Annotated in this window: 17 protein-coding genes and 3 pseudogenes; 8 read left to right on the forward strand and 12 right to left on the reverse strand. The window is 61.2% G+C overall.

The annotated features are described in order from the left end of the window. The first annotated feature begins 330 nt into the window (after positions 1-330). Positions 331-1,077 carry an SDR family NAD(P)-dependent oxidoreductase gene (locus tag OKW29_RS25560; protein WP_429293064.1) on the forward strand — a complete coding sequence of 249 codons (747 nt, stop codon included), beginning with the start codon at positions 331-333 and terminating at the stop codon, positions 1,075-1,077. Positions 1,078-1,490: 413 nt separating this feature from the next. On the opposite strand, the gene OKW29_RS25565 is transcribed toward OKW29_RS25560, so the two are convergent. The 7 genes from OKW29_RS25565 to OKW29_RS25595 form a co-directional block, all read right to left on the reverse strand. Beyond that, positions 1,491-1,703: a hypothetical protein gene (locus tag OKW29_RS25565; protein WP_429295025.1), complete on the reverse strand. Its 213-nt coding sequence runs from the start codon at positions 1,701-1,703 to the stop codon at positions 1,491-1,493. A gap of 7 nt (positions 1,704-1,710) precedes the next feature. Beyond that, entirely contained in the window at positions 1,711-2,925 is a 1,215-nt protein-coding gene (locus OKW29_RS25570) for a fumarylacetoacetate hydrolase family protein (RefSeq protein ID WP_429293065.1), read from the reverse strand. A gap of 80 nt (positions 2,926-3,005) precedes the next feature. Beyond that, entirely contained in the window at positions 3,006-4,577 is a 1,572-nt protein-coding gene (locus tag OKW29_RS25575; RefSeq protein WP_429294931.1) for a UxaA family hydrolase, read from the reverse strand. Between the two features lie 96 nt (positions 4,578-4,673). Continuing rightward, the gene (locus OKW29_RS25580; RefSeq protein ID WP_429293066.1) at positions 4,674-5,423 is read right to left on the reverse strand and encodes a hypothetical protein; all 750 of its coding nucleotides are present in this window, start codon (positions 5,421-5,423) and stop codon (positions 4,674-4,676) included. Beyond that, on the reverse strand, positions 5,398-6,291 hold the full coding sequence (locus tag OKW29_RS25585) for a fumarylacetoacetate hydrolase family protein (RefSeq protein ID WP_429293067.1): 894 nt from the start codon (positions 6,289-6,291) through the stop codon (positions 5,398-5,400). Before OKW29_RS25585 ends, OKW29_RS25580 begins: the two co-directional genes overlap by 26 nt. Positions 6,292-6,304: 13 nt before the next feature. Further along, complete coding sequence (locus OKW29_RS25590) at positions 6,305-7,117, reverse strand: 2-keto-4-pentenoate hydratase (RefSeq protein ID WP_429293068.1); 813 nt, start codon at positions 7,115-7,117, stop codon at positions 6,305-6,307. Beyond that, positions 7,114-7,926 (reverse strand): IclR family transcriptional regulator, encoded by an 813-nt coding sequence (locus tag OKW29_RS25595; RefSeq protein WP_429293069.1) that lies wholly within the window; start codon positions 7,924-7,926, stop codon positions 7,114-7,116. Before OKW29_RS25595 ends, OKW29_RS25590 begins: the two co-directional genes overlap by 4 nt. 85 nt (positions 7,927-8,011) lie before the next feature. Between OKW29_RS25595 and OKW29_RS25600 the strand changes: the two genes are divergently transcribed. From OKW29_RS25600 to OKW29_RS25610, 3 genes are read left to right on the forward strand one after another with little or no spacing between them, the layout of a single operon-like run. Further along, positions 8,012-9,475, forward strand: coding sequence for an MFS transporter (locus tag OKW29_RS25600; protein WP_429293070.1), 1,464 nt, complete (start codon positions 8,012-8,014; stop codon positions 9,473-9,475). Between the two features lie 2 nt (positions 9,476-9,477). Next, positions 9,478-10,239: an SDR family oxidoreductase gene (locus OKW29_RS25605; protein ID WP_429293071.1), complete on the forward strand. Its 762-nt coding sequence runs from the start codon at positions 9,478-9,480 to the stop codon at positions 10,237-10,239. Between the two features lie 34 nt (positions 10,240-10,273). Beyond that, positions 10,274-11,281 (forward strand): Gfo/Idh/MocA family protein, encoded by a 1,008-nt coding sequence (locus OKW29_RS25610; protein ID WP_429293072.1) that lies wholly within the window; start codon positions 10,274-10,276, stop codon positions 11,279-11,281. Between the two features lie 73 nt (positions 11,282-11,354). On the opposite strand, the pseudogene OKW29_RS25615 reads toward OKW29_RS25610, so the two are convergent. The 3 genes and pseudogenes from OKW29_RS25615 to OKW29_RS25625 all read right to left on the reverse strand — a co-directional run. Further along, positions 11,355-11,524, reverse strand: a pseudogene (locus OKW29_RS25615) (NADP-dependent oxidoreductase); the annotation flags it as partial. A 73-nt stretch (positions 11,525-11,597) separates the two neighbouring features. Beyond that, positions 11,598-14,642 (reverse strand): ATP-binding protein, encoded by a 3,045-nt coding sequence (locus tag OKW29_RS25620; protein ID WP_429293073.1) that lies wholly within the window; start codon positions 14,640-14,642, stop codon positions 11,598-11,600. Then, entirely contained in the window at positions 14,608-14,976 is a 369-nt protein-coding gene (locus OKW29_RS25625) for a hypothetical protein (RefSeq protein ID WP_429293074.1), read from the reverse strand. The genes OKW29_RS25620 and OKW29_RS25625 overlap by 35 nt, the downstream gene beginning before the upstream one ends. Before the next feature lie 282 nt (positions 14,977-15,258). Between OKW29_RS25625 and OKW29_RS25630 the strand changes: the two are divergent. Together OKW29_RS25630 and OKW29_RS25635 are read left to right on the forward strand one after the other, a co-directional pair. Continuing rightward, positions 15,259-15,870, forward strand: a pseudogene (locus OKW29_RS25630) (ESPR-type extended signal peptide-containing protein); the annotation flags it as partial. Then, positions 15,871-18,813: a YadA-like family protein gene (locus OKW29_RS25635; RefSeq protein WP_429294932.1), complete on the forward strand. Its 2,943-nt coding sequence runs from the start codon at positions 15,871-15,873 to the stop codon at positions 18,811-18,813. A gap of 281 nt (positions 18,814-19,094) precedes the next feature. On the opposite strand, the gene OKW29_RS25640 is transcribed toward OKW29_RS25635, so the two are convergent. Both OKW29_RS25640 and OKW29_RS25645 read right to left on the reverse strand, forming a co-directional pair. Beyond that, positions 19,095-19,814, reverse strand: a complete 720-nt coding sequence (locus tag OKW29_RS25640; protein ID WP_429293075.1) for a response regulator — start codon at positions 19,812-19,814, stop codon at positions 19,095-19,097. Positions 19,815-19,991: 177 nt separating this feature from the next. Further along, positions 19,992-20,662: pseudogene (locus OKW29_RS25645) on the reverse strand (sulfotransferase family protein). Positions 20,663-20,895: 233 nt separating this feature from the next. On the opposite strand from OKW29_RS25645, the gene OKW29_RS25650 reads away from it, so the two are divergent. Further along, complete coding sequence (locus OKW29_RS25650) at positions 20,896-21,588, forward strand: NnrU family protein (protein WP_429293076.1); 693 nt, start codon at positions 20,896-20,898, stop codon at positions 21,586-21,588. Positions 21,589-21,819: 231 nt separating this feature from the next. Beyond that, positions 21,820-22,284, forward strand: a complete 465-nt coding sequence (locus OKW29_RS25655) for a RidA family protein (protein ID WP_429293077.1) — start codon at positions 21,820-21,822, stop codon at positions 22,282-22,284. The last annotated feature ends 40 nt before the right edge of the window (positions 22,285-22,324 follow it).

The raw sequence follows: 22,324 nt of genomic DNA on the forward strand, positions 1-22,324 counted from the left end.
CTATCGCTTTTGCCGGCGACCAATGCTTCTTGCCGCTCTCTCCGTCCGCTTCCTGAAAGCCGCCGTTCGAACGTCCGTTTGAGCGAATGGGTGAACGTCCGAAAGTGGCTGGTCACTGCCTCACGCAGCTTCTATTGTGTTGCATCGACCGGTTGAATCCGCAAGCCAGAACGGCCGAAAGATCGATGAAAGCAAGAGGGCGACTTTCCGGCGAAGACGCTTTGAAGGGGGCAAACTAGGATGCTTTCCGGCAACGCCTCGCTCGGCGACACCACGCCTCGCAGACGAGGCCACAACCGGTTCTGCCCCCCGCAACTGAGGAGTTCCACGATGCCAGCTCATTCGCTCAACTTAAACGATCGTGTCGCCTTGGTGACCGGCGGCTCGCGCGGAATCGGACGCGCCATTTCGATCGCGCTTGCCTCAGCCGGCGCAGCAGTCGCCGTCAACTATCGGCAACGCGAGAACGACGCGGCCGACGTCGTCGCGGAAATCGAACGCGCCGGAGGCCGCGCGATCGCGGTATGCGCCGACGTATCGGTCGGAGACGACGTCGAAGCGATGATCGCCGAGGTGGAAAACCGCCTCGGCCTGATCGACGTGCTCGTGAACAACGCGGGCACCGCGACGATCGTCGACATCGACGATCTCGCGGAAGCGGAGTTCGATCGAACGCTCGCCGTCAATCTGAAATCGGCGTTTCTCTGCACGCAGGCAGTGCTGCCCGGCATGCGCGCGAGGCGCTGGGGCCGCATCGTCAACGTCTCGTCGGCCGCCGCCCGCGGCCCCGGCTTGGTTGGCGTTCACTACAACGCATCGAAAGCCGGGCTCGAAGGCTTGACGCGCGGCTATGCGGCACGGCTCGCCCGCGAAGGGATCACCGTCAACGCCGTTGCACCGGGACCGATCGACACCGAAATGGCTGGACCGCTTAAGGCGTCCAATGTCGCAGAAAGGCTGCCCGTCGGGCGCTTGGGCGAAGCGAGCGAGGTCGCGGAGGTCGTGCTGATGGTCGTCGGCAACGCATTCATCACGGGCCAAACGATCCCCGTCAACGGAGGCGCAAGCTTCATATAGATCCTTGGCCGCATCGCGCGCGGGCAAGATCCGATGCGCGAGCGTTGCGCCCGCTCAGTGCACCGACGTCCTTTGTTATCGCCGGATCGTGGGCCGCTTCGGCGGCGAGAATGGTCGCGCGAGCAACGCAGTGCACGCCCCATCTAACGACGCATGTTGGCCGGTCTCAGCCTGACGTCGACCGGCAGCATGCTCTTCGTGGAGAGCGTCGGCGTTCAACTCCATTTTGGAAATCTCGGCCGTTGGCCGAAAGAATGTCAGCAATTCTGCACACCGCGTCGGAATGACCCTTCCTGACCGATTGTGTTGAAAAAGTCGGCGTCCAGTTGCGGGCGCTGCTTTCGAGGTCCGCATCTGCAATGCCGGGCTCGACTGGAAGACGTACCTGAAGCACTCGGCGACCCGCGCGCCCCTCACGCGACGCCTTGGCTTGCCGGCTTACTTTCGGGCGTGAGCCACTTCGCCATTCTTCTCAGATTTTGCGCGGTTGCTGCCATCAGGAACTCATCATGGGCACCGCTTGGACCACGCAGCCGCAAACGGTCCAGTTTGAGGATGCGTTTAAAGCAGGTTGCCTGAAGTGACGCGACAACTGCGTTGACAACCGCCGGTCCGCTGATAGTCAATGAAATATCAGCGGACCCACGGGCAATGGAGCGACTGCGACTCCGCTTTCCCGGTATGCCCACGAAGAATGCTGGCGAGCAGTGCGCCGACCCCAAACTCCCAGGGCGCAATGCGATGCGAATGGTTGACCGTGTTGACGAGCGCACCGAATCGCGGGCTCGACATCGTCACCGTATCGCCGATCTGATGCGTGAATCCTTGCCCTGGCACGCTACGATCCGCGGTCGGTGCAAACAACGTCCCGAGATAGAGCATCATTCCGTCCGGGTATTGATGGTGAGAGCCCATCGCTTGCGCAACGAGTTCTGTCGGGTCCCGGCTGATGCGTTTCATGGAGCTCGCCCCTGTCAGAACATATCCATCTGTTCCTTCTACGCGTAGCGAAAGCTCCGCAGCCCGAACATCATCGAGACCGAATCTACCGTCGAAGAGGCGAATGAACGGGCCAATCGAAGCTGACGCGTTGTTGTCCTTCGCCTTACCGAGCAGCAGTGCACTCCGGCCTTCGAAATCCCGGAGATTGACGTCGTTCCCAAGCGCAGCGCCGACGATTTCCGCCCGGCTGGTCACCGCCAGCACGATTTCAGGCTCCGGGTTATTCCACTGCGAATTTTCATGAATTCCGATTTCGCTGCCGGTACCGACAACGGACATGGGCTGCGCTTTCGTGAAAATTTCCGCATCGGGACCGATGCCGACTTCCAGATACTGCGACCACATTCCTTCCTGAATAAGTACGTGGCGCACCGCTTCGGCTTCGGCAGACCCCGGGCGAACGCTTGCGAGCCGATCGCCCAGTACTGACATGACACGCGCGCGCACTTCGTCGGCCCGGCTCGCGTCGCCTCCCGAGCGCTCCTCGATCACCCGCTCCAGAAGGCTTTCGACGAACGTCACACCGCTCGCCTTGACCGCCTGAAGGTCACATGGCGCGATGAGCCAAGGAGTCGACGGATCGCGCCGATCGAAGGCGGAATTGGCAAGAACCAGGTCCAGTGTCGCAAGTCTCGGCAGGTTCGCAGCGGCTTGCTTCAGCCGAAGGCCGATTTCTGCTTGCTCAAGCAGCGTGCTGGTCGTCAGCGCGAACGACGACACATCCACCAGTTCGCCACCGATAACGGCAACAGGACACGGCGCGCCGATATCGGGGCACCACGCGCGCCCCACGAGCACCGCCTGCTCCAGATCGTCAGGCAACGCGGATCGGTCATTCAATCGCATCTAATCTTTTTCCAACCTGGTATGGGTTATTGCTGAGCATCAGTGCGGTGCACGCTCTACTTGTGCCGGACAACAGCGGCTCACATGATTGCGCTGATTTGCCAAGGCACGAATTCGTTTTGCCCGTAACCGTGCTGCTCGCTACGGGAGCGTTTCCCGGAGGCCACGTCGAGCAGCAGTTGGAACAGCACTGCGCCAAGTTGCTCGATCGTTGTGCTGCCTTCCAGCACTTCTCCGCAGTTCAGGTCCATATCGTCGGACTGACGGTGCCACAGTGCGGTGTTTGTCGCGAGCTTTACCGATGGCGAGGGCGCGCAGCCGTAAGCCGAACCGCGTCCCGTCGTAAAGCAGATCAGGTTCGCACCGCCGGCAACCTGGCCGGTCGCCGACACCGGATCGTAGCCAGGCGTGTCCATGAACACGAGACCGCGCGCCTTAACCGGCTGGGCGTATTCGTACACCTCGACCAGGTTCGTGGAGCCTGCCTTTGCGATGCCGCCCAACGATTTCTCGAGGACGGTCGTCAAACCGCCGGCCTTATTGCCCGCCGACGGATTGTTGTTGATCTGCGCCCCTTGCCGCTGCGCGTATGCTTCCCACCACCTGATGCGATCGACCAGTTTCTGTCCCACTTGGGGCGTTACCGCGCGGCGGGTCAATAAGTGCTCGGCGCCATAAATCTCCGGCGTCTCCGAGAGAATCGCAGTACCGCCGCGCCGCACGAGCAAATCGACGGCTGCACCCAGCACAGGATTGGCCGTGACGCCCGAATATCCGTCCGACCCACCGCATTGAAGGCCAACGGTGAGATGACTTGCCGAAACCGTTTCCCGCTTGACGTCATTCGCGTCGGGCAACATCTGCCGAACCAGTTCGATACCTTTTGCAATAGTCAGGGTCGTGCCACCGGTGTCCTGAATCGTGAAGGTTCGCAGGCGGTCGTGTTCCCTGAGCCCCTGGGTTTCGAGCAGCCGCGAAATCTGGTTCGTTTCACAGCCCAGGCCGATAACCAGCACGCTCGCGAAGTTGGGTTGGCACGCATAGCCGCCAAGTGTGCGCTGGAGGATCGCGAGGCCGTCGCCTTCGGAGTCGATAGCGCAACCCGAACCATGGGTGAACGCGACGACGCCATCGACGTTCGGAAACGCGGCCAACGCTTCAGGATGAATGTCACGGCGGAAATAGTCGGAAATGGCTCGCGCGACCGTGGCGGAGCAGTTCACCGAGGTAAGGATGCCGATGTAATTGCGCGTTGCCACACGGCCGTCTTCACGCACAATGCCGCGAAATGTCGCCGATTCAGTTGACGGGACAGTGGCACGTACGCCCTGACTGAATGCGTAGTCACGGGCGAATTCGCCCATCGCGAGATTATGGGTGTGAACGTGCTGCCCCGCGCGGATCGGCTGACTCGCAAAGCCGATGATCTGGCCATAACGGTGCACCGCTTCACCTTCACCGATGTCGCGTGTCGCCACTTTGTGACCGGGCGGGATCAATCCCGAGACCGTCACCGCTTCCTCATCCAGCACCGTGCCGGACATGAGCTGATCGAGGGCGATGACGACATCGTCAGCGGGATTGAGTCGAATGACGCGAACCGGTCTGGCCGCGGTCGATGCGACGGACTTGCCCGCAACAGGGGACGACATGGAACTGCTCCTTCGTTTCTCAATGCGTAACGACGGTTTCAGGATCGGCTGCACGACGTCGCATTGCGCGCGGTGCAGCCGTGTTCAAACGACGTTTCAGCCAGCGCTCCACGGCGTTTTGCAGCGCGTGTACTCGAGTTGATAGAGCGTGGAGTCCGGCGCAACCGCAGCGGCCCCTGGCAAAGCAGTGAGCCCGGCAAGGAAAGCGTCCACTGTTGTGCGGACGTAGTCGGCACGGCATCCTTCGATCATCACGATCCATGTCGGCACCTGGGTGCCTTCCGAACGCGCCTTCTTCTCAGCAGTTTCGACCTTGCTGACGGCCTCATCGGCCAGACACAGGTGCACGCCCGTGATCCCGGGCCGGTCGGCGAGCGGCGGCAAGACCCGTTGACGCAATCCCTTCACGACATCGGCCCGCGCTGCGGAAGGCACGTCGAAGCGCACCGTCATGAGATTGGCGCCCTGCCCCACGCCGTCGGAATACGCCACATGGCAGATCGAGCGGGCCACGCTGCGAAACGAGGGGACGACCTGCTTCGTCCACGGCGTCGGCGAATTGAGCCGAAGCAGGTAGTCCTGCGCGCCGAGCACCTCCACGGTGTCGGCTTCATACAGATTGAAGTACTCGGGGCCCGCATCCAGCGCAATGTAGCGCCGCCCGCGCCTGAACCCCGGAATCCCGGCGCGTTCCGGCATGTGCTCGCGGTTGTGCCACTCGTAGAATTCATCCTTCGCTTCCGGCAGCAGGTCATGCCAGATTGCGACGACGCCCGTTCCAGCAAGGCTCATATCTCCTCCTTCTACAGATCGAATCGTTTTATCGTGCCAACGGATATTCGCCACGGCCCCATGCCGTGCCAAGCGAATCCGCATACCGCACGACCTTCTGGCTCTGCTCGCCGAGTCCGCTGCCGCCGAGGGTCATGGTGTCGCCCGCTTTCAGAAAGATGGGCGGCTTCTGACCGAGGCCGACACCGGGAGGCGTCCCGGTAATAATGACGTCGCCAGCCATCAGCGGCATGAAGCGGCTGAGATACGCCACGATATGCGCGACGTTAAAGATCATCGTGCGTGTGTTGCCGGTCTGACGACGTGTGCCGTTGACGTCGAGCCACAGGTCGAGCACCTGCGGGTCGGGCACTTCATCACGCGTTACGAGCCACGGGCCGAGCGGCGCAAAAGAGAAGCCGCTTTTGCCCTTGGTCCACTGGCCTTCGCGTTCGAGCTGATACGCGCGTTCGGAAACGTCATTGGCAAGGCAGTAACCCGCCACATGATCGAGCGCGGTGGCTTCATCGATCTGCCAGGCGGGTTTGCCGATTACCACGCCCAGTTCGACCTCCCAATCCAGCTTTTGTGCGTCTGCCGGCAAGATGACCGGATCGTTCGGACCGCTGATCGAACCCGTATGCTTGTTGAACACGACAGGTTCCCGCGGGATCGGCGTATCGGTTTCGGCGGCATGGTCGGTGTAGTTCAGACCAATGCACACGAGGTTACGGACATTGCCGATACAGGCGCCGAGGCGCGTGCCCGCTTCCACGACGGGCAGGCGATTCAGATCGAGTTCGCTCAGCTTCGCAAGGGCGGCAGGCGAAACAGTCGTTCCGTCGATGTCGTCGACGACGCCGGTCAGATCGCGGATCGCGCCGCTCGAATCGATGACACCGGGATGCTCCTGACCAGGCTGGCCGAAACGGACGAGACGCATTTGAAGACTCCTATCAAGACAAAAAAAGTATCGGCAACGTGCCGAGATCACCGAAGCCGATATGCAACTCACAACCAATCGGTAACTCGAGCACGCCCGCGTAAGAGCCCGTGATCACCGCCTGGCCGGCATGCAATCCAAGGCCGCGGACGCGGAGAAAATTGACGAGCCACACGATCGGCGCGAGCACGCTGCGATCAGGGTGGCGGCCAGCAAAACTGACCGTGTCGTGTCCGGCGCGAGTCAGACTGACGGTGAATTGGACCGGGAGATCGGCCGGCGTCGCGCCCTCGTGCAATCGAACGCGTGGCCCAATGACAAGACCGGCGTTGAACAGACCGTCCGCCAGCAATTCAGGAAACGTCAGCGCCTCCGGATGCGCATAGCGACTGCCCAGCAGTTCGAGCGCGAGGTGAACATTCCCGAGAGCGTCGAGCACCTCGGCTTCGCCATACGCTTCACGCCGTGGCGGCAGATCGCGAGCCAGCAAACAGGCGAGTTCAGGCTCTGCCCTTACCCAGGACTGCCCAGGCATGGCGCGAATGCGGCATTGGGCGCCTCGATGGATGACGGCGTCATTGATTGGTGCGGCGATGAGTTTGCCCGCCGGCGGCAGCGCACATTTCCACGCGCCAGCCTGCCGGCCGAGCTGATCGCCCACCTGTTGCTGGATCGCGAAACCCTCGTCCAGATTCGCGGGCCGCAGCTCGATGGGAAGGCGCTCCACGAGCGTGCCTTGCCGGCGCGCCGCGACGAGGATACGTGCTGCGTGTTCATCGAACGCGGTGAGTCGCTCGAGCGCCTGAGCCGCGCCCGGCGCGTTCATGCCGCCTCGCTTGCATGCGCACCGACGCTCTGGCGCGGCCATACGGCACCGAGCTTCTCGGACGCTTCCTGCAGTTGCGCGTAAAAGGCGTCGTAACGCTCCGGCCGAACCCGCATGACCGGTCCGGCAATACTCATCGTGCCGACCACCGCGCCGTCAGTCAGCGAACGCACCGGCACCGCGAGAGCCGCGACGCCCGGCTCGGCCTCTTCGACAACGAGACCGTAGCCACGCTGCCGGGTCCGCTCCAACTCCGGAATCAGCTGCTCGACGCTGCTGATGGCCTTCGGCGCGCATGCGCCGCCGGCGGCCGCTTTGCCGAGTCCACCGCGCAACGCGCATTCAATCGCCTCGTCGTTGGACATGGTCGCCAGCCATACCTTTCCGTTGGCCGTGGCGTGCAAGACGATGGGCTTGTCCATCGACGGCGAATACATCAGGCCAGGCGCCGCGCCCTGGGACGACGCGAGCCACGCGAGCGTTCCTTCGTTGACGACCGTCAACCGGACCAGCTCGCGGCACTGGGCTGCGACTTCATCGAGGATGGGCTGCACCAGACCCGGTAACCCGAGCCCATGCAGGTAACGCTGACCCAGCAAGGACAGCTTCAAGGTCAGACGGTACTGGGACGTCTGTTCATCCTGTTCCGCCCACCCCTGCTCGCACAGTTGCGCGAGCACCCGGTGAGCGGGCCCCTTTTCCAGCTCCAGTTCCGCGGCGATGTCCGACATACGCATCCATCGCGCTTCTCTTGCGAGCAACTCGATCGCCTGTAGCGACCGGTCAACTGCACCCTTGACAACTCTCATAATTGACGTAACATGATTCTTAATGGAACGGTGTTACAACAATAGACAAGCACCAACAGAAAGTCAATCAAAACGGAGACGAATCATGAAACCGAACACCCTGGTTAGGCCTCACGGCAAGCGCCAGTCGAAGATAGCCGCGGCCAGCGGCTGGATTGGCTCGGCATTGGAGTATTACGACTTCTTCATCTATGCAACCGCGGCGTCGCTGGTGTTCCCGCAACTCTTCTTTCCATCTGACAACCCAACGGTCGCGATCATCGCTTCACTGGCGAGCTTCGGTGTCGGCTATATCGCCCGCCCAGTGGGCGCCGTCGTGCTCGGGCACTGGGGCGACCGCCATGGCCGCAAGACGGTGCTGATTCTCTGCATGTTCGTGATGGGCTTGTCGACAATGGCCGTCGGGATCCTGCCAACTTATAAGCAGGTCGGGATCTGGGCTCCGGTGCTGCTCGTGATTCTGCGCCTCATCCAGGGCTTCGCGGTCGCCGGGGAGCTCTCCGGTGCCAGCTCGATGATTCTCGAGCACGCACCGTTCGGCCGGCGCGGCTACTTCGCGAGCTTTACGCTCCAGGGAGTGCAGGCCGGACAGCTCCTCGCGGCAGCGGTCTTCCTGCCTCTCGCGCATTTCATGCCCAGGGACCAGTTCACCTCCTGGGGCTGGCGGATTCCGTTCCTGCTCAGCATCGTCGTCATGATTGTGGCTTACATCATTCGCCGCGAAGTCGACGAGACCCCGGCCTTCGCCGAGGAGCGCGCACACGGCGAAGTTCCCGCCTCGCCGGTCGTCGAAGTATTCCGGCAGAGCTGGGACGATATCCTGCGCGTGGTTTGCATGGCGCTTACCGCCGTGATCGCCCTGGTCGCCGCGGTCTTCGGTGCCGCCTACGCGGTTCAGCCGGCGTACGGCATCGGCTTCCCTTCTGGCGTGTATCTGTGGATTCCTGTTCTGGGTAATATCTGCGCGGTGGTTCTGATCCCCTACGTCGGCAACCTCTCAGACAAGATTGGCCGGAGGCCGCCAGTTCTTGTCGGCACGCTCAGCGCGGGACTGCTCTCGTTTGTGTATCTGTACGCGATCAGCATCCATAACCTGTGGCTGGCGATGATTCTCTCGGTACTCATGTGGGGCATTGCCTATCAGGGCTTCAACGGCGTATTCCCAAGCCTCTTCCCGGAACTGTTCCACACGCGCGTGCGCGTGTCCGGGATGGCCATCGGGCAGAACGTCGGGACGACGCTTTCCGCGCTTCTCCCGGCATTCTTCGTCGCGGTCGCGCCCCCCGGCTCCGCGAATATTCCGCTGAAGATCGGAGCCCTGACATTCGGCATCTGTGTCGTGGCCGCGATCGCCGCTTTCACCACGCGCGAGACATACCGGATCCGCCTCCCCGATCTCGGCGACCGCAACGCGGTTCCCGTACCGAAAGGCGACTACGATCGCCTGCGTGCCGAGATGATGGTGGGGGCAACCGAAACGGCCGACTCGCAGGACTTCGCAAACCATCTGCGCTCCGAGGTTCTCGCGAGCCAACAACACCGGGGATGATCATGACGTTAAATCAGCAGGACCTGTCGGGCCAGATCGCCGTGGTCACGGGCGCAGGGCGCGGGTTGGGTATCGCCATCGCCGACGTTCTCGCCGACCGCGGTGCGCATGTGATCGTCAATGACCGCACACTTGAACCCGCAACCGAGGCGGCGGAAAACATTCGGCGACGAGGGGCAAGCGCCAGCGCCGTCGCTTTCGACGTGGCTGATACAAACCAGGTCGAGGAGGCCTTCAGCCGGCTCCTTGCGGACCATGGTCGCGTCGATATCCTGATTAACAACGCTGGAATTGGCGACTTCGTCAGTTTTCCCGAGATTAGCCCGGAGAAATGGGATCGGATGATCAACGTCCATCTCAAAGGCTCGTTCAGCTGCTGCCAGGCCGTTCTCGCGTCGATGAAGGCGCAAAAGTACGGAAAGATCGTCAACGTCAGTTCAGTGGCCGGCAAGCGTGGCGACTTCAGTGGCAACGCACATTACACCGCTGCGAAGGCTGGAATCATCGGACTGACAAAATCGCTCGCACGCTACGCGGCACCTTTTGGCATCAACGTCAATGCAATCGCGCCAGGCCTCGTCGCGACGGAACTTACCGATGGGATGAGCCCCGAGATGAAGGCGACGACCCTCTCTAACATTCCCTCGGGCCGCCTTGGGCGCCCCGAGGAGATTGCACGGGCCGCTGCCTTTCTCGTCTCAGATGATGCAAGCTACATCTTCGGTGAGACACTCAGTGTGAATGGCGGCTCCTACATGGATTGATGGCCTCGATGATCGCACTGCTGTGGAGCCCCTTATGAGAATTGCTGTTTTCGACGTCAGCCACTGGCACTTTCCCCTCTATCTCTCCGCGTTGCGAGATCCCAGTGTCCAGGTTGTCGGTATTTCAGATACTGCCTCGTTTGCTGGATCAACAGTCGCGGACCGGCTGAAGTGCAAGCTATACGGCTCTAACGAAGATCTCCTCAACGAGGATTTCGACTTTGCCCTGGTATTCAGCCGCCACTCGGAGATGGCGGAACTCGCCGAGCGGCTGATTACCCGCGGCATTCCGTTTCTCATCGAGAAGCCTTGCGGGCTTAATCTCCAGGAGGTCCGCCGGGTCCGGCAACTCTCGGAGAAGCACGGCGTGTACGTCAGTGTTCCCTTCATCATGCGCGTGAGCGATCTGGCTACCCGTCTTTTGCCCGCGAATGGATTTACGCCGGAGGGATTCCAGCATCTCGCGTTCAGGTTCATCGTTGGCCCGATAGCTCGGTATGAGCGCGGCGGGTGCAGCTGGATGCTGGATAAACGGCACGCAGGTGGAGGGTCCACGTTGAATGTCGGGGTTCATTTCATTGACCTGATCTCATCCCTCACAAACAGCCCCATCACCCACGTCTCGGCGCAGATGCGAACGTATCGATCTGATGTGACCGTCGAGGAGCAAGCCGTGTTCACGTGCCGAAACGCTGCGGGACAAATCGGCGTGGTTGAAACGGGTTACCTGTATCCATCAACAGCGGAGGATCAGCGAGACTTCGCGTTTTCCATCTCGCATACCTCCTCCTACGTCCGGGGTTATGCCGACCAGCTTTACATCAAAGCGCGGGGCCAACAGCAGGGGCGCGCCACGAAGGTGGAGTACAACACGGACGCGTTTTATTCGGTGTTCTTAAAGCGCAGCTGGGCCGATCTGGCGAATGGTTGTCCTCCCGTTGCAGGGTTGCGGGAGGCCGAGCATGCGATCGCTGTCGTCGAGGCAGGATACCGCTCTGTAGCCAACGACGGTGCACCAGAACCGGTCGACAATGCCTTCTAGGACCGTTGCCGCCTAACGGCTCTACCCGCCGCTACGCCTTGCGACGAGTTGTTGTGCGAGTCAAATTTCAACGCACCTTGTCAATCACTGGACGGATGCGTCTGACTTTAGCAGTTCGCCAATTTCGGCGAGCTGGGTCCCATCGTGGCGTATGAAGAGAAATGAATAGGTCACATCCCGCTTTTTCGCAAGCCGCATGATCTTGCGGCTCATTAGGCCAAATACAAACCTCAGGGTTCTGTTGCAGTAAGGCGGTCCGCTATGATGGGCGGAAAGACACGAACGACAGCATCGTCGGAAAGGACGTCGACTCTGGCTACGCGCTTATCATGCGCCGCGCGAGCGTCGAATAAGCGAGTGGTTCGAAACGATCGAGCCCATCCTTGACGGCAGGAATGTCGTTATCTCTGGCTTGCTGCTCCATCTGTGCACACGCATTGGCCACCTCGGTCTCCTGAATCATCGCGAAGGAGCCGCGTAGCGAATGAAGATGGGCCAGCACCGTTTTTATATCGACCCGTTCAATGGCGACATACAGCGCCTCGAGCGATTCCTTCACTGCCTGGCTCATCGCAGCATGGATGGGCTCGGGCAATGGCCCATGCGAAATGTCGAGCCTGGCTGCAGTGTCACTTGCGGGGCGTTTGCCGGCCTCCTTGACCAGCCGCCTCACCGTCGCATCCATGGTGCCAAGCAGGACGGGTTTCAGCAGGACCTCGTCGATTCCCGCCTTCTTGCATCGCGAACGCTCTTCCGCACCCACTTGCGCAGTAATGGCGATGATCGGCACCGTCGCGCTTTGGTCGCGCAGACACCGCGCGAGCGCGTACCCGTCCATCCCAGGCATATTGATGTCGGTCATCACAAGATCATAGTGGCGCTCATTGAAGCGCCGCACTGCCGCCCCGCCACTATCGGCGATATTGGCCTCGTATCCCAGCGTAGCAAGTTGCGCGGTGATCAACTCCCGATTTGCAAGCTGATCGTCGACCACAAGAATGTGAACGGCGTGTGTGTCGAGTCCGGTGGACTCCCATTTGGCTTTGCTATCGTCTGGGGCGACGACCGGTGTGTCAGTACTCACCGGAATGGGTAACGTCACGACAAAGGTACTGCCGTCATTCAACTCACTCTTCACCTGGATCGTGCCATGCATCAATTCGGTCAGGCGCAGACAGAGCGCAAGTCCGAGTCCTGTTCCGCCATAGCGCCTGGCAATCGACGAATCGGCCTGGGAAAATGCATGAAATAGCGTCTCCTGCTGCTGGGGCGTCATGCCGATGCCGGTGTCGCTCACGCCAATCACGATGGGCGAATCGTCGACCGTGTCGTCCTTGAGGTAAACCTCGAGCAGTACGTCGCCAGTAGCAGTGAATTTGATCGCATTACTGACCAGATTGACCGCGATCTGCCGGATTCTCGTTGGGTCACCCAGATAGTGCGGCGCGAGCGCATCGTCGATTACGCAGTCGAATTCGAGTCCCTTCGCATGCGCGATGGGTTCGAACATCGCACCCACTTGTCGAATGACATCACCGAGATCGAAACTGATCGACTCGAGCGTCATCTGGCCAGACTCGACCTTCGAAAAATCGAGAATGTCGTTGATGATCCCTAGCAGCGCAGTGGACGACGACGTGATGACCCCTACTCTCTCCTCCTGCGACGGTGACAACGGCGAGCGTCCGAGCAACTCGAGGTTGCCGAGAATGGCATTGAGCGGCGTACGTATTTCGTGGCCCATCATCGCGAGGAACGCAGATTTCGCCTCGTTGGCGGCGTCCGCTGCCGCACGCGCCTCGTCCAGCTTGCGCTCCGTGTTCTTCAGAGTCGTAATGTCGGAAAAACTGCAAAGCAGCACCTCTTTCCCACGATACCTGGTACGCACCATACTCACTAGCAGATCGTCCACGCGGCCGTCGGCAAGTCTGAGCGGCATCTCCAGATCGGACTGCCACGCGGGCGCGCCGGGGCTGCGGTCATAGAGACCGAGCAGGCGGGTGTGCAAGCCTGGTTCATCCGGATGCGTATTCGCTTCGTAGGTACGCATCAGGTTGCTCTGCAGCAGAATATCGCCCTGCTCGAAAGACAGCAGCGCGAATCCCGACGGTGCTGCAGCAACCATCGTGCGGTTCAGGGCTTCACTTTCGAATATTCGCTGCGAACGTTCGTAGTCGGGCCTGAACAGCTTGTGATCGAGCATCAACAGAAGCACCCACATGAAAGTCACGACCAGCAGCATCGCGGCAAGGTAAACGGCGAGGCGTGCACCTATGTCACGCAAAATGGTGCGCCACGTGAACGCGTGAACGAGCGTCCAGCCGGAGTCCGTTACCTCCGCACTGGCCATGAACAATCCATTCCGGGAGCGATGGACTCCTCCGGCGGGTTGCATCCCTTGCGCACGGGAATTGAGAATCCGTTGCGTCAGCGCGGCGCCGGTACCCGGCTTGGCTGTGCTGAGGATCACATTGCCGGCGGAATCGAGCAGCAGCGATTGTTCATCGTAGCGCTCCTCCCCGGTAATCATTTCGATCAGATGGCCCACGTAGATCTTGCGGACAGCCACGAGGAATATCTTGCCGTCGCTAAAGGCCGGCATGACCAGCCGGATGGCGGGCTGTTCGCTAAAGGGATCGGTGGCTGGCGGAAACCATGTCGCACTCCTGTCCTCACCTAACCGCTTGACCACAGTTGGGTCGGTCAGGTCGCCGATATCCGGTGCAATGCGATCGAGAAGCTCGTGGACGTCTTGCGCGCCGCTCTGCTTGAGCAGATCGCCGGATGCCGGAGCAGGAACAATGCCGAGGAACCGCCGGTCAGGCGAATAGAAATAGCCTGACACGGCACTGGTCTGCACCTTGGCCCAAGGTCCGAGACGATAGTCAAAATCAACACCGAGCGCCAGATACGGCGCGAACGCCGATGCGTGCTGCGACGGACCCACATCGCCGAGCATCATCACCGGGTCGAAATTCCTGTGCCTCTGCAGAACGACTCGTCCATGCTGCGCGGCAAACTCGTCGATGAGGGTCGCGGGTGGAGGAGCACGCGTGCCCCACGTCGACTCTTCATGCAGGATGGCGGCTCTCAGCGTTCTTTCCCGCTCCAGAAACTCCAGTTGCAGGCGAGTCTGCCGTAGAGCGAAATCGGTATAGCGATCCTCGATGTAGTCCGTAACCGCCGATTTCAGCACGACGCCGGTCAACAGCACCAGCACAAACGAGACAGCGACCCCTGCCCCCATGACGAGCGTCCGCTGATAGCGATTCAGTCTGCCCGGCTCATCAACGCGCGAATCGCCGGTGGGCGTATAAACCACGCGTTCATGCCCGCTGGAATCTGTGCTCTTTGATGGCATGGCGGACCTGGATCAGGGACGCAAGGGATGGTTTCAGCATCATACGGCGATTCCGACCGGTTGCGTGTTTGACGTCGATCGAGCCGCCTGCGGCGGGCAGTGTTTGCGGCTTGCGCCTGCCCTCGGATCGACTACTGGTGGTCGCCTGTTCGGCGATGCTCGACTCAATCCCCTTCAGCGCGCAGTTGCACTCGTCGGCGCAAGCATGGGCGACGGACGTCGCTGGAGTGCCGATATTTGATGAAACACAAAGGGCGCCTCTTTCTACTACCTGTCGCGCGGTCAAGATTTCTGAAGTTGCCATGCCGTCCGCAATAACAGGCGGCACCGCCATCTCAAGCGCTGCAGCGCTCAAATACCGGCCAGCGCCGATTCAGACACGACCTATTTTCGCCCCATCTCAAAAATATAGACTGAACCCAGTTAGAGAGATTCAGCACAGGCCAATCCCCGAGTGACGCGACAGAATCTGGCCGATTCTTACGGCGGCCATGAGCTTGGGGGAACGTTATGCCTCCTTTTTGCAGCTGATATTGAACGGCAAAAAACGGCAACGGCGATTTGGCATTAGTTCGCATAACTCAATTACTTTTCAAACTTTAAACGGAATCATGTCATGAACAAGTCCTATCGCACTATCTGGAATGAAGCCCTTGGGTCGTGGGTGGCAACTTCCGAGAATGCTGTTGCGCGCGGCAAGCGTAACAAGGCAAAGGTTTGTGCAGTTGTAGCGACTGCGGTTGTGGCCGCAGCCTCGTGGGCGCCGGCAGCGCACGCCCAGTACAACGCGGGCGGAGGTGTCGCCAAGGGATTACATTCGATTGCAATTGGCTCAGGGGCACAGACTGATGGTACGAATATCAACAGCATAGCTATGGGGTATAACGCTTTCGCAACTTCTGGTACGTCGGCAGGTGCATATAGTGCTACGGCTATCGGCACGAATGCGAACGCAGTCGGCGATGGTGCTGCGGCACTCGGTGATAACGCCAGGGCCACTGCGGACAAGACGACTGCAATTGGTCGCGATGCAATCGCCAACGCGGTACAGTCAAGCGCAATCGGCGCAAGCGCCGCGGCTAGTGGGGAGGGCTCCACAGCCGTCGGCGCAGAATCCAATGCGAGCGGGGACGGGGCGACAGCACTCGGCCTTCAGGCGAGCGCATCGGCTAGGAACTCAGTCGCTTTGGGGTTTGGCGCACTTAGCACAGGCGACGCTGGCATTGCAATCGGTCAGCTAGCTACTTCGGAAGGTACTGCCTCCATGGCGATGGGTGCATACGCCACTTCGACAGGGAACTACTCAGTTGCGATGGGTCTGCTCGCTGATTCGGCAGGGGATAACTCAGTGGCACTGGGTCATGGCGCCTCTGCATCGGCGGCTAACTCGGTGGCCCTGGGTGCGGGTTCGACCACGACGGCCGACCTTGGCGCAGCAGCTTACAACCCGGGTACCACTGCACTGTCGGGCACGGCCAGCGGCGAAGTGTCGATGGGTTCGTCGGGCAGTGAACGTCGCGTGACGAACGTGGCGGCGGGTTCGGCTGCAACGGATGCAGTGAATGTTAGCCAGTTGCAATCGGAAGCGGCAAAGTCGAACAGCATTGGCGCCAGTGCGGCAGCAGCGCTCGGCGGTGATGCTGTCTATAACCCGACGACCGGTGCGATCAGCGCGCCGAGCTACAGTGTGGGTGGCACGACGGTCAGCAATATCGGTGATGCAATTACCAACATCGACAGCCGTACTACGCTGAATGCGACGAACGTTGCGGCCAACACGACGGCGATCACCAGCATCGACGGCCGCGTGACCAACGTGGAAGGCTCGGTCACGAACCTGACGCAGCAGCTGGACGGCGGCAGCGTCGGTCTGGTGCAGCAGGACGCGGCCAGCAAGGCCATCACGGTGGCCAGGGACCTGGACGGCACGACGGTGGACTTCAGTGGCACCGATGGCGCGCGCTCGATGGGCGGCGTGAAGGCCGGTGCGCTGAGCGACACCAGCACCGAAGCGGTGAACGGTTCGCAGCTGCACGCGACCAACCAGAACGTGACAACCAACACGGCCGGCATCGCCGCCAACACGACGAACATCGCCGCCAACGCGACGAACGTTGCGGCCAACACGACGGCGATCACCAGCATCGACGGCCGCGTGACCAACGTGGAAGGCTCGGTCACGAACCTGACGCAGCAGCTGGACGGCGGCAGCGTCGGCCTGGTGCAGCAGGACGCGACCAGCAAGGCCATCACGGTGGCCAGGGACCTGGACGGCACGACGGTGGACTTCAGTGGCACCGATGGCGCGCGCACGCTGAGCGGCGTGAAGGCCGGTGCGCTGAGCGACACCAGCACCGAAGCGGTGAACGGTTCGCAGCTGCACGCGACCAACCAGAACGTGACGACCAACACGGCCGGCATCGCCGCCAACACGACGAACATCGCCGCCAACGCGACGAACGTTGCGGCCAACACGACGGCGATCACCAGCATCGACGGCCGCGTGACCAACGTGGAAGGCTCGGTCACGAACCTGACGCAGCAACTGGACGGCGGCAGCGTCGGCCTGGTGCAGCAGGACGCGACCAGCAAGGCCATCACGGTGGCCAGGGACCTGGACGGCACGACGGTGGACTTCAGTGGCACCGATGGCGTTCGCTCGCTGGGCGGCGTGAAGGCCGGTGCGCTGAGCGACACCAGCACCGAAGCGGTGAATGGTTCGCAGCTGCACGCGACCAACCAGAACGTGACGACCAACACGGCCAGCATTGCGGCCAACACGACGAACATCGCCGCCAACGCGACGAACGTTGCGGCCAACACGACGGCGATCACCGGCATCGACGGCCGCGTGACCAACGTGGAAGGCTCGGTCACGAACCTGACGCAGCAGCTGGACGGCGGCAGCGTCGGCCTGGTGCAGCAGGACGCGACCAGCAAGGCCATCACGGTGGCCAGGGACCTGGACGGCACGACGGTGGACTTCAGTGGCACCGATGGCGCGCGCACGCTGAGCGGCGTTGCCGACGGTGCGATTGCAGCGGGCAGCAAGGAAGCCGTCAACGGCAGCCAGCTGTATGCGAACTCGGCGAGCGTGGCCGCTGGTCTGGGTGGCGGCTCGACCGTGAACGCGGACGGTACGGTCAGCGCGCCGAGCTACAGCGTGGGTGGTACGACCGTGCATAGCGTAGGCGATGCCGTCACCAACCTGGATGACCGGGTCACGCAGAACACCACGGACATCACGAAGCTGCAGACCCAGGTGGGCGATGTCGGCACGCAGCTGTCGGGCGCGGTGCAGTACGACCGTAACGCCGACGGCTCGGTGAACTTTGGTTCCGTGACGCTGGGTGGTGGCCAGAGCGCAGGTCCGGTGATCCTGGCCAATGTGGCGAACGGCACGAGCCAGTACGACGCGGTGAACTTCGGCCAGCTGTCGGCGTTGCAGGACCAGGTGACGGATCTCAACGGGCAGGTGAAGGATCTCGGTTCCCAGGTGTCGAACATCCAGCCGGTCACCCCGGATGTGTCGTCGTCGGACCGCAACAATGACGCAGTGGCTAATGCGGCGATGCCGGGTACCGGTGCGGGCAGCACGGTGGTCGGGGCAAACGCCAGCGCCGCAGCGGAGAACGCGGTGGCAGTGGGCACCAATGCGGCGGCGACCGGCGTCAACTCGACGGCGATCGGCACGGGCTCGCAGGCTGGCAATGCGAACTCGGTGGCGTTGGGTCAGGGCTCGGTGACGGATCGCGATAACTCGGTGTCGGTGGGTTCAGCGGGTCACGAACGCCAGATCACCAACGTCGCAGCGGGTACTGCAGACACGGATGCAGTCAATGTCGGTCAGATGAACAGCTCGGTCGCACAAGGCGTTCAGCAGGCCAACAACTACACCGATCAGCGTATCAACGCGACCAACCAGGCGGTCAACAATCTCGCCAGGAACGCCTACTCGGGAATCGCCGCCGCTACCGCGCTGACGATGATTCCAGAAGTCGATCAAGGCAAGAAATTGTCGTTCGGTATCGCGGCAGCGACTTACAACGGTTATCAGGCGATCGCGCTGGGCGGTACGGCTCGTATCAAGGACAACATCAAGGTGAAAGCGGGTGTTGGGATGTCCGCGGGTGGCACGACTGCCGGGATTGGTGCCTCGTATCAGTGGTAAGCGGTCGGCGGGAAAGGGTGCGTGTGCCCTCTCCCGCTTTTTCACGATCCCCAGACTTCCTTCGTGGGAACAAAGTGGCAGTTGAACTGCCCTTCTAGAACCTGCCTTGGCCACTTGCCGCACCCAAGGATAGAGTTGCAGTGAACGGGACTCTAGCAATTAAGTTATTTCGGACAACCTGACGTCGGTTGCCAAGCGGTAACTCGCTTCAATTCCCCCGCACAAAGAAGGTTGACGGTTTTTCGAGCAGCGCGATGAAAGCGCAGGGTCGCTTCCTGTGTTCATTCTGTGGAAGGAGGACTGTCCGATGTTTTCTGCGCCGAAGTCACCATTCCATTATCCAACGCATATCGGAACAGATCGACTTCTCGCTCAATACCGAGCTTTTCCATCGCTTTCATTTTCTGAGTACTGATGGTTTTCTTGCTGCGACTCAGCCGTTCGGCAATTTCGTTTACCGTCAGGCCCGATGCAAAAAGGCGCACAACTTCGGATTCGCGCTGACTCAGGACGTCCGAGGAGCCCCTGCCCCGGCGGTTCCAGTCAATCGACTGGACGATCTCGTTGATGGTCGGCGAATAATATTTGCCGCCATGATGGACGGCATGAACGGCGGGGATAAGGTGGGTGGCAGCGTCGGACTTGCTCACGATGCACGTTACACATTGCGTCACGAGCGCACGTATTACTGCCGGGTTGTCCAGCATCGTCAGCACAACAATCTTGATGTCAGGATACCGGCGCTTTATAAACGAAAACAGAGCAATTCCATCACCGTATTCGCCCGCAGGCATCGCGTAATCGGATACGACAACGTCACATTGCGTGTTCGTGAGAAGCGCGATCAGTTCAGTCGAGTTGCTGGCTTTCCCTACCAGTCGGATCGTGCTCACCTCTGCAAACTCGTGTTCGATACCGATCAGCATCATGGGGTGGTCATCAGCCAGTATGACCCGAATTTCGGAGGCGACCATATTGTCAATGTCATTGAAATAGGACATCACTATGATAGTCACCCTGAGCTATATGCGCTCGGCGGGTTTACCTTCACATAATGCGATCCCTCGCTTCGTTTCAGCGCAATACATGAGGCGTTTAACTCATCGCGTCGACGGATTGGCAGCCAGGTAAGTCGGGATGAACTTCCCGAAACATCGAATGCGCTACGCGCAACCCTCTTATCCCGTGCTGCCCAGCGCCTCCAGCAATGGACCAAGATAAGCCTCATACGGCTTCCAGCGACCTTTCGAGCTCCTATAGATCGGCTGACGCACCTGATTAAGACTGGCGGTGCGCACGACCCGACGGTTTTCATGGAAGCGCAGACAAGCATCATCCCAGGGCAGGTCGAGAAAATTCACCAGACGTCGCGCCTCGCCTTCGAGGTCATCGACGACCGCTTCGTAATCGACCTCGATGAAGCGGCCGGCCGGTAGCACGCTGCGCCAATGTGCCATGAGCCGCTCGTAGTAACGGTAATACTCGCCGGGTTCGGTCAGCTCGTAAGCGAACGGCTGATCGCCCGCAAACAGTTTCGTGTAGCAGGAAAGACAGTGTCGACCGGGTTGCGCCGCGCGTGAATGATGCGCGCGCCCGGCAGGATCAGCGGAATCAGCCCGGCATGCAGGAAATTGGCCGGCATCTTGTCGACGAGACGCGAACGGCCCTGTGCAAGCGGCTCGACCGCGCTCGAGATAGCACCAGCTGCGTTCCCGGAGCATCGATTCAGTCGCAATCGTTTGGCGTCTCTAATACTCGGGGGCGTTGACGCTATGCAAACTACGAGCCTCGCCTCTCGACATTTGCCGATCCTGAACCTCTCGACGGATGCGATTGTTCCGGTTGGCAAGACGGTTGTTCACTTCGACGCGCCGGGGATGGTTGGCGGCCCATTGCCCCGCTTGGGCAGTCGATGCGATGGCGAGTGTCGCGGCCATTGCGACGACGACACTGCCAATCAAGGTTTTGCGGCGCGCGGCAATCGAAACTCGCGAAGCGATCGCTGCATTCGTTGTGGCGCGCGAAGTAGTATTCTCGCAATGCACGCGGTCGACCGATCATCTGACTTGAGGAGCCGGGCCAATGGAAAGCATCGACACACTCGTCGTGGCGGCATTCGCTTTTGTCGCCAGCCACTTTCTCCTGTCCCATCCGCTGCGGGCGGGTATGGTCCGGGCAATCGGCGAACGGGGTGCCATGGGCGTCTATTCGCTGATTGCGATACTGACGTTCGGCTGGATGGTCATGGCTTACGACAGGACGCCCGTCTCCGATCCGCTATGGCCGGCAGGCAACGGGCTGTGGGCAGTTGTGACCGTGCTCATGCTGATCGCGTCGATCCTTCTGATGGGCTCCCTGATCCGCAACCCGGCGTTGCCCACCGGCGGCCGGCCCACCGCGTTTCCCGACGCGGCGCGCGGCGTGTACGCAGTGACCCGTCACCCGATGATGTGGTCGTTCGCGCTTTGGGGACTGTGCCATATCGCCGTGTTCCCGGTCACCCGGAACATCGTGCTCGCCGGGGCGATCATCATCCTCGCGCTGGTCGGTGCCGCGCTACAGGACCGCAAGAAACGGCGGCTGCAACCCGATCTGTGGCCCGCATGGGAATCGAAGACGAGCTATCTGCCGTTCGCGGCGATCGCCGCCGGCCGCGCGCGGCTGGGCGGGTTCGGCATGCACGCGCTGGTGGGCGGCGTCGTTTTCTGGCTCGTCGCGACCTGGGCGCATATCCCGCTCTCCGGTTGGCCAGCGGGCATCTGGCGCTGGCTCTAGCCGCACGGTTCCACGAGATCTGTTCTCGTGGCGCAAGACTCTTTGTCCACGGTGTGTGTTCGAATTCGCGGCGGATGCACGTACAGTGCCCTCCATCGGGTCCATCGATTCGAACGGCCAGCAGGCCGGATCAATCACGCGACGGCTCGTTCCATCGCACCGGCCGTCGAGGCCGACTATGTCGCCGTGGCCGGCGACATCGGCGACGCCGCCACACTCAAGGAGCCCACCATGTCCGTCCAACAGAAACTCGCAGAACTCGGTCTCGAACTGCCCTCTCCTGCGCAACCGCTGGGCAGCTATACGGCTGTCAGCGAAGCCGGAAACCTGCTTTTCATCTCGGGACAGGTGCCGCTGTCCGACGGCAAAATGGTCTATTCGGGGCGTGTCGGCGAGAACCTGACGCTCGAAGAGGGCCGCAAGGCTGCCCAACTCGCCGCGCTCAACGTACTCGCGCAGATCTCGCGTCATCTCGGCGGTTTCGAGCGCCTGCATCACATCGCTCGCGTCGAGGGGCACGTCAGTTCCGCCGATGGATTCTACGGGCAGCCCGCCGTGGTCGACGGCGCTTCGGATCTGTTCGCTGCCGTGCTCGGCGACAAAGCGGGACATGCGCGTTCAGCGTTCTCGCATAGCCAGGGTCCCGCCGACGCCGCTGTCGTGATCGTCGTCATCGCCGAAATCCTGCCCGCCTGATCGACGCGCGCCACGCGTGACGCATGCCCTTCCGGCTTCG

Origin of the sequence: Paraburkholderia sp. CI3, from assembly GCF_050436505.1 — a bacterium.
GTDB classification, from domain to species: domain Bacteria; phylum Pseudomonadota; class Gammaproteobacteria; order Burkholderiales; family Burkholderiaceae; genus Paraburkholderia; species Paraburkholderia tuberum.